Source organism: Streptomyces boluensis (genome assembly GCF_009908195.1).
Taxonomy (GTDB): Bacteria; Actinomycetota; Actinomycetes; order Streptomycetales; family Streptomycetaceae; genus Streptomyces; species Streptomyces boluensis.
Genome location: NZ_JAAAHS010000361.1, coordinates 1 through 7840 on the forward strand (window position 1 = coordinate 1; position 7840 = coordinate 7840).

The window sequence follows — 7840 nt, forward strand, 5'->3', positions numbered from 1 at the left end:
CACTGTTGAGTTCTCAAGGAACGGACGCTTCCTTTGTACTCACCCTCTCGGGCTTTCCTCCGGGCGCTTCCCTTCGGTCTTGCGTTTCCGACTCTATCAGACTCTTTCGTGTCCGATTCCCTGTCGGCGGGATTCGCTTTCCGGCCCTTTCGGCCCTTCCGGCGGTGTTGACTCTATCAGATCCTTTCGGGCCTGATTCCCAGTCAAGTGGGTTTGTCTTCCGGGCTGTTGGGCCCTTCCGACGAGTGAGACTTTAGCGGAATCTCGGCTCCGAACCTAATCGGCTGCGTCCTTTCGAACGCGGATTCCACATTCCGCAATAACGCACGAAAAGAAGCCGCGCCGAAGCACGGGTTCGATCGTTGGTTTCTTGCTGAATGGCTGTCCGGGGACCAACCGGAGTCGGCGCTCACGCTGGACAACTCGCAGGACTCTACGTAGGCCGGATGGCCCTGTCAACCTGCGGGTCGGCGGCGTACTCTCGGCCCATGACTACGCATGCGCGCACCCAACAGTGGTGGGCCGCCTGATGGCGGCCGTACCGACGCATGCATCAACGGCCGCCGCTTCGGCGGCCGTTTGCGTATCCCCTTCCTGAGGACCGCGGCTCGGCCGGCGGACGGCGGTGGCCATGACTCAGGAGGACGAGCAGTGACGCGGATCTTCAGCGGCATCAAGCCGACCGGACACCTGACCTTGGGCAACTACCTGGGCGCCCTGCGCCAGTGGGTGGAGGTGGACCAGCACCGGGCGGACTCGGTGTTCTGTGTGGTCGACCTGCACGCGCTGACCGTCGAGCACGATCCGGCGCGGGTGCGCAGGCTCAGTCGGCAGGCGGCGACCCTGATGCTCGCCGCCGGGCTCGATCCCGCGCGGTGCACCTTGTTCGTGCAGAGCCATGTCGACGAGCACGCGCGGCTCTCGTATCTCCTGGAGTGCATCGCCAGTGACGGGGAGATGCGGCGGATGATCCAGTACAAGGAGAAGTCCGTGCGGGAGCGGGAGCGCGGGGGGAGTGTGCGGCTGTCCCTGCTCACCTATCCCGTACTGATGGCGGCCGACATCCTGGCCTACGGGGCGGACGAAGTGCCGGTGGGTGAGGACCAGACGCAGCATGTCGAGCTCACCCGGGATCTGGCGGTGCGGTTCAACCAGCGGTACGGGCACACGTTCGTGGTGCCGCGGGCGACGCCGCCGAAGGTGGCCGCGCGGGTGATGGATCTGCAGGACCCGACGTCGAAGATGGGGAAGTCCCATGAGTCGGGTGCCGGGATCGTGTATCTGCTCGACGAGCCCGAGGTCGTACGGAAGAAGATCCTGCGGGCTGTGACGGACAGCGGGCGGGAGGTCGGGTACGACCGGGAGGCCAAGCCCGGGGTGTCGAATCTGCTGGAGATCCTGGCGGCCTGTGAGGGGACGGGGCCGGAGGCGTTGAGCGGGGCGTTCAGCTCGTACGGGGAGCTGAAGAAGGCCACCGCCGAGGCGGTCGTCGCGTTGCTGCGGCCGGTGCGGGAGCGGCACATGGAGCTGTGTGCGGATCCGGGGCGGGTCGACGCGGTGCTGCGGGAGGGGGCCGAGAAGGCGCGGGCCGTGGCCAGGCCGACGGTGGATGCCGCGTACCGGGCGATCGGGCTGCTGCCCGCGGGTGGCGAGGGGTGAAGAGGGTGCGGCGCCGTTCGTGGGAACGGCGCCGCACCTCTGTCAGCCGTTGCCGGAGGCGAGTTGGCGGCTGCGGTCGCGGGCGGCTTCGAGGGCGGCGATGAGGGCCGCGCGTACGCCGTGGTTCTCCAGCTCACGGATGGCGTTGATGGTGGTGCCCGCGGGGGACGTGACGTTCTCGCGGAGCTTGACCGGGTGTTCGCCGCTGTCGCGGAGCATCACGGCGGCGCCGATGGCGGCCTGGACGATCAGGTCGTGGGCCTTGTCGCGGGGCAGGCCGAGCAGGATGCCGGCGTCGGTCATGGCCTCGACGAGGTAGTAGAAATACGCCGGGCCCGAGCCGGAGAGCGCGGTGCAGGCGTCCTGCTGGGTCTCGGGGACGCGGAGGGTCTTGCCGACGGCGCCGAAGATGTCCTCGGCGTGGGTGAGGTGCTCGCGGGAGGCGTGGGTGCCGGCCGAGATGACCGACATGCCCTCGTCGACGAGTACCGGGGTGTTCGGCATGACGCGGATGACCGGGGTGTTCTCGGCGAGGCGCTCCTCGATGAACGCGGTGGTGATGCCCGCCGCCGCGCTGATGACCAGGCGGTCGGGGGCGACGTGCGGGGCCAGCTCGTCGAGGAGGGCGCCCATGTCCTGCGGCTTGCAGGCGAGGATCAGGGTGTCGGCCTGCTTGGCGGCCTCGGCGTTGCCGACCGGGTCGACGCCGTAGCGGGTGCGGAGTTCCTCGGCGCGTTCCGCGCGGCGGGTGGTGACCAGGAGGTCGGCGGGGGCCCAGCCGGCCCGGATCATTCCGCTGAGCAGGGCCTCGCCGATCTTGCCGGTGCCGAGGACTGCGACTTTCTGGGTCATGAGCGGGTGCCTTCCGGTGAGTCGTCCACCGTCATCCTCGCATCGGCCGCCGGTGGCGCGGCCGGGTGTCCGATGGGCGGTACGGCTCCCTCGTACGGCTCCCTCGTGCGGCTCCCTCGTACGGCAGGCGCGTTCAGGGTGTGCGGCGGCGGAGGGTGGCGGCGCCGAGGGCCAGGACCAGGACGGCGCAGGCGGCGACGACCAGGATGTCGCGGAGGAAGTCGGCGGTGACGTCGGTGTGCCGGAGCACTTCGTTCATGCCGTCGACCGCGTACGACATGGGCAGGATGTTCGAGATCGTCTCCAGGACCGGGTGCATGGTGTCGCGCGGGGCGAAGAGGCCGCAGAGGAGCAGCTGCGGGAAGATCACGGCCGGCATGAACTGGACCGCCTGGAACTCGGAGGCCGCGAAAGCGGAGACGAAGAGTCCGAGTGCGGTGCCGAGCAGTGCGTCCAGGAGTGCCACAAGGAGGAGCAGCCAGGGCGAGCCGATCACGTCGAGGCCGAGGGCCCACAGGGCGAGGCCGGTGGCGAGGGCCGACTGGATCACGGCGAGCAGGCCGAAGGCGAGGGCGTACCCGAGGATCAGGTCGGCTCTGCCGAGGGGCAGGGCGAGGAGGCGTTCCAGGGTGCCCGAGGTGCGTTCGCGGAGGGTGGCGATGGAGGTCACCAGGAACATCGTGATCAGCGGGAAGATGCCGAGCAGTGAGGCGCCGATGGTGTCGAACGTGCCGGGGCTGCCGTCGAAGACGTAGCGGAGCAGGAGCAGCATCACGCACGGGACGAGCAGCATCAGGGCGATCGAGCGCGGGTCGTGGCGGAGTTGGCGCAGTACGCGGGCCGTGGTGGCGAGGGTGCGGGACGGGGAGAAGGAGGCGGCGCGCGGCGGCACGGCTTCCGTCGAAGCGGTGCTGGTCATCGCGCCTCCTGTCGGTCGGTGGCCGCGCGGGCGTTGGCCTCGTCGACCAGGTGGAGGAAGGCGGACTCGACGGTTCCGGAGGTGCCGCGGAGGGCGTCCGGGGTGTCGTCGGCGAGGATCGCGCCCTCGCGCATGAGCAGGAGGCGGTGGCAGCGCTCGGCCTCGTCCATGACGTGCGAGGAGATGAGCAGGGTGGTGCCGCGGTCGGCGATGGTGTGGAAGAGGTTCCACAGGTCGCGGCGGAGCACCGGGTCGAGGCCGACGGTGGGTTCGTCGAGGACGAGGAGTTCGGGGTCGCCGAGGAGCGCGACCCCGAGCGAGACCCGGCTGCGCTGGCCGCCGGAGAGGGTGCGGGCGAGGGCGTCGGTGTGCGAGGCGAGGTCCACGTCGTCGATCACCCGGGCGACGTCGGCGCGGCGGCGGGCGGCGGCCGCGCGGCCCGGGTCGAGGATCGCGGCGAAGTAGTCGAGGTTCTGGCGGACCGTCAGGTCGTCGTAGACGGACGGGTCCTGGGTGACGTACCCGATGCGGGAGCGGAGTTCGGCGGCGCCGGCCGGGCGGTCCAGGACCTGGAGCGTGCCGGTGACCTTGGCCTGGGTGCCGACGACGGCACGCATCAGGGTGGTCTTGCCGCAGCCGGAGGGGCCGAGGAGGCCGGTGATCTGGCCGCGGGGCACGTCGAAGGCGAGGTCGCGCAGGACGGTGCGGCCGCCGCGTACGACGGTGAGGGCGGTGGCATGGATGGCGGCGGGGGTGGCGGGGTCGCCTCCGGACGCGTAATTCATCACGTGATGAATAGTCCTCCCGGGTGCGCCCGGCCGTCAAGACGCGGGCGGCGCCGGTCCGCTACGCGCGCTTCTTCCCGCGGTGCGCCGGGTTGCCAGCCCTGCGGGACGCGCGCCGTTCGTACTGCTCGCGGGCGGTCTCGTACTCCGCGCGGCGGAGCTTCTCGCCGGGGGCCTCGGTCAGGGAGCGGAGGAAGTACGCGAGCAGCACGCCGATGAAGCCGATCGCCATGGTGGAGCGCAGCGCCTGGTGGGTGCGCGGGTCGGGGCGGCTGCTGTACGCGTCCCAGGCGCGGCGGAACGCGAGCGCGCTGCAGACGCCGAAGACGGCCACCACGAGGACATCGACGAACGAGCCGACCTTCGCGATCTGCAGCCCCTGGTACGCGAAGCGCAGCGCCAGGCAGCCCACGAACGCGGCGGCGAGCGAGCCGACGGCGACGCCCGCGCGGCGCGGCCCGTACCCGCCGGAGTGGTCGAGCCAGGTCGTACCGAAGAAGCGGAGCGGCTCGGGCTCGGGGCCGCCGGACAGAGCCGGTTGGCCGTGCTCGGACTTCGCGGACTTCGGGGGCTCTGCGGCCCGCGCGGACTTCGAGGCCTTGGGTGCGTCGGTCACGTCGTCGATTATCCCGTTCGTCCGTTGTCCCGCCCGTCCCGTGCTGAACGCGCGCCCCACATGTCTCGACCAGGGCGTACGGAGCGCGGGCATACGGAGTGTGGGATACCGCCCCCGCACCGCACTCCCCGCCCACGCGGCGCGCTAGTTTGGTGCGACGGCCGTGGTCCGGCGCCCGGGGCGGTGGCGTGGCGGAGCGGCCGGGGAGACAGGGGGAGGTCGGCGGCAGTGCGACTGCGGTCAGGGGATCCCGAGGCGATCGGCGGCTACCCGCTGGAGCGGCGCCTCGGTGCGGGCGGCATGGGCACCGTCTATCTGGCGCGTACGGCGTCGGGGCGGCGCATCGCGATCAAGCTGATCCATCAACAGTTCGCGGACGACGAGGAGTTCAGGTCCCGGTTCCGCCAGGAGGTCGTGGCGGCCCGGCGGGTGAGCGGGGCGTTCACGGCCGCCGTGGTCGACGCCGACCCCGAGGGCGCGCACCCGTGGATGGCGACGACGTACATCGAGGGGCCGACCCTCTCCGAGCGGATCTCGGCGGGCGGGCCGCTGAGCGGTGCCGGGCTTCGCACCCTCGCCGTGGGTCTCGCCGAGGCGCTGCGCGACATCCACCGCGCGGGCGTGGTGCACCGTGACCTCAAGCCGTCCAACGTCGTGCTCTCCGCCGAGGGCCCCCGGGTGATCGACTTCGGCATCTCGCGGGCCACCGGGCAGCAGACGCTCACCATGACGGGGCGGGTCATCGGTACGCCGCCGTTCATGTCGCCCGAGCAGTTGCAGGCGCCGCGCGAGGTGGGGCCCGAGTCGGATGTGTTCTCGCTCGCCACGCTGCTTGTGTACGCGGCGACCGGGCAGGGGCCGTTCGATGCCGACTCCCCGTACCTGACGGCGTATCAAGTGGTCCATGAGGCACCGAAGTTGAGTGCCGTGCCGCAGGCGCTGCGCGCGCTGGTCGAGCCGTGCCTCGACAAGGACCCGGAGCACCGCCCCTCCGTGGCCGAGCTGCTCGTCCAGCTCATGGACCTGCCGGACGACTTCGACCCGGCGCCCGCGCGGCCGGACGCGGACGGGATCGACTCCGCGACACGGGTGCTGGGAGGGACGAACGGCACGGGGACCGCCGGTGCCGGTGCCACGAGCGGTGCACCCGTCGTGGCCGGACACCGCACCCTCCCCCGTATCGGCACAGGCCTGCGCAGGCGTTGGCGGTCCGTGGTGGCCGCGGCCGTCGCGGTGGCCGCCGTCGGGGGCGGCGTCGCGCTGCTCGGGCCCGACTTCGGCCCTGACACGCAGAACACGGCGCGTACCGAGGACGAAGGGGGCGCGCCCGAGCCCGCCGCGAAGGCGCTGCCCGAGGGGTTCGCGCCCTGGCAGGCCTCCGTACGCGGTGGCAAGGACATCCCCGACGAGCTGCGCTGTGTGACGCGCGGCGCGGACGCGTACTGCGGGGGCGGCGGGGTCGTCGCCACCCGGTTGCGGGCCGCCGACGGCAAGCCGCTGTGGACGGTGCGCAGTCCGGGGGTGCCGGCCTCCGGGGTGCACTTCGGCGGCGTGACGGGGAAGGCCCCCGACGGCACGGGTACGGGCGCGGTCACCGTGGTCGGGTACCGCATCTCCGACGACGGGACGCCGACCCGCGCCGTCGCGCTGACCGAGCACGGCGAGGAGCGCTGGTCCGCGCCGGTCGGCGGGAGTTCGACGCTGCTCACCGGGCGCACCCGGAACACGGCGCTGTACCGCGGGGACGTGCTCTCCGTGGACCCCGGCGACAGCCGGATCGAGGCGCGGCGGGCGGACGGCGACGGCTCCGTGCGCTGGTCCACACCCTTCCCGCCGGGCACCCGGTGCGCGCCGTACACACCGGGTCCGCGCGCCGCCCGGCTGTACGCGTTCTGCGCTTCGGACGCGCAGCTGCGGTCCTTGAAGCCCGACCGGCCCACGCTCCGGCCGCTCGACCCCGCCGACGGCCGGCTCGGCGAGCCCGTACCGCTCGACGGCCAGTGGCGGCCCGTCGGTGAGCTGGGCGGCAAGCTGGTGCTCGCCAAGGAGCGGGAGGAGAACCTGGACTTCGCCGGGTACACCGCGGTGGCGCTGTTCGACCCGCGGACCGGGAAGGTGAGCCGCGATCCGCTGCGCGGGGCGTCCGGGGACACCGTGTCGGTGACCGAGGGCGCGGACCCGGTGGTGGCCGGGGGCGCGCTGTACTTCGTCGAGCGGAACGGCCAGGCGTACTCCGTCGACCCGGCGACCGGGCGGGTGCGGTGGTCCCGGCAGTCCGGCGTCGAGTGGGTCTCGGCCCCGGCGGTGGCCGACGGCCGCCTCTACCTCGCCTCGTCCAGCGGCCGGGTCACGGCCCTCGACGCGCGGGACGGCGACCCGGTGTGGTCGACGTCGCCGCGGGTCGAGAGCCTCGGCAACGAGGCGGGCGCCACGGCTCGAGTGGCGGTGGCCGGCCGCGCGGTGATCGTGAGCGCGGCCGGCAACACCGTGTTCGCCTTCGACACGGAACGGCCACCGGACGACGAGTGAGCGGCTCCCCCTAGCGGAGCGGAACGGCTCAACAGCGCGGCGCCACGTACCCGTTGCTGCCCGTGCGCAGGTACGTGTCCGAGATGTAGCGCCCGGTGCCGATCCGGTCCCAGATGCGCGAGGTGCCGGACGGGCCGGTGACGGTCTCGCCGGGGCGCTGGCAGTGCAGGGTGACACGGGTGCCGGCGAGGACACGGCCGACCATGGCGTACGAAGTGCCGGGCCCGGAACGGACGTTGACGTCGGCGACGACGGTGTACGTCCGGCTGGTCGCCGCGGTGACGGCGACGCCTTCGTCCGTCGAGGGGCCCGAGCTCGTGGTCGTACCCGCGTCCGTACCTCTGATGGTGACGTGCTCGCTCATACCGCTCTCCCCCGTGTCCACGAGCCCGCCACCGCGGCGGGCCGTCGCAGGGAGGACGGACGGCGGGCCCCCGCCGGTTCCTGACGGTTCCGGGCGGGGGCGGGTCCCCTCGGGGG

General features: G+C 72.3%; 7 protein-coding genes. 2 read left to right on the forward strand and 5 right to left on the reverse strand.

From position 1 onward, the window contains the following. Positions 1–651: 651 nt before the first annotated feature. Positions 652–1659: a tryptophan--tRNA ligase gene (gene trpS / locus GUY60_RS30700; protein WP_161703728.1), complete on the forward strand. Its 1008-nt coding sequence runs from the start codon at positions 652–654 to the stop codon at positions 1657–1659. A gap of 42 nt (positions 1660–1701) precedes the next feature. On the opposite strand, the gene proC is transcribed toward trpS, so the two are convergent. The 4 genes from proC to GUY60_RS30720 form a co-directional block, all read right to left on the reverse strand. Then, entirely contained in the window at positions 1702–2511 is an 810-nt protein-coding gene (gene proC, locus GUY60_RS30705) for a pyrroline-5-carboxylate reductase (protein ID WP_161703730.1), read from the reverse strand. 133 nt (positions 2512–2644) lie between these two features. After that, on the reverse strand, positions 2645–3430 hold the full coding sequence (locus GUY60_RS30710; protein ID WP_161703732.1) for an ABC transporter permease: 786 nt from the start codon (positions 3428–3430) through the stop codon (positions 2645–2647). After that, positions 3427–4215, reverse strand: a complete 789-nt coding sequence (locus tag GUY60_RS30715; protein WP_161703738.1) for an ABC transporter ATP-binding protein — start codon at positions 4213–4215, stop codon at positions 3427–3429. Before GUY60_RS30715 ends, GUY60_RS30710 begins: the two co-directional genes overlap by 4 nt. A gap of 61 nt (positions 4216–4276) precedes the next feature. Continuing rightward, positions 4277–4840, reverse strand: coding sequence for an EamA/RhaT family transporter (locus GUY60_RS30720; protein ID WP_376771341.1), 564 nt, complete (start codon positions 4838–4840; stop codon positions 4277–4279). Positions 4841–5059: 219 nt separating this feature from the next. Here GUY60_RS30720 and GUY60_RS30725 point away from each other — a divergent pair, with 219 nt between their 5' ends. Further along, positions 5060–7360 (forward strand): protein kinase domain-containing protein, encoded by a 2301-nt coding sequence (locus GUY60_RS30725; protein ID WP_161703734.1) that lies wholly within the window; start codon positions 5060–5062, stop codon positions 7358–7360. Positions 7361–7388: 28 nt separating this feature from the next. Here the strand turns inward: GUY60_RS30725 and GUY60_RS30730 are convergent, their stop codons facing one another. Then, positions 7389–7724 carry an SH3 domain-containing protein gene (locus GUY60_RS30730; RefSeq protein WP_161703736.1) on the reverse strand — a complete coding sequence of 112 codons (336 nt, stop codon included), beginning with the start codon at positions 7722–7724 and terminating at the stop codon, positions 7389–7391. Positions 7725–7840: the final 116 nt, after the last annotated feature.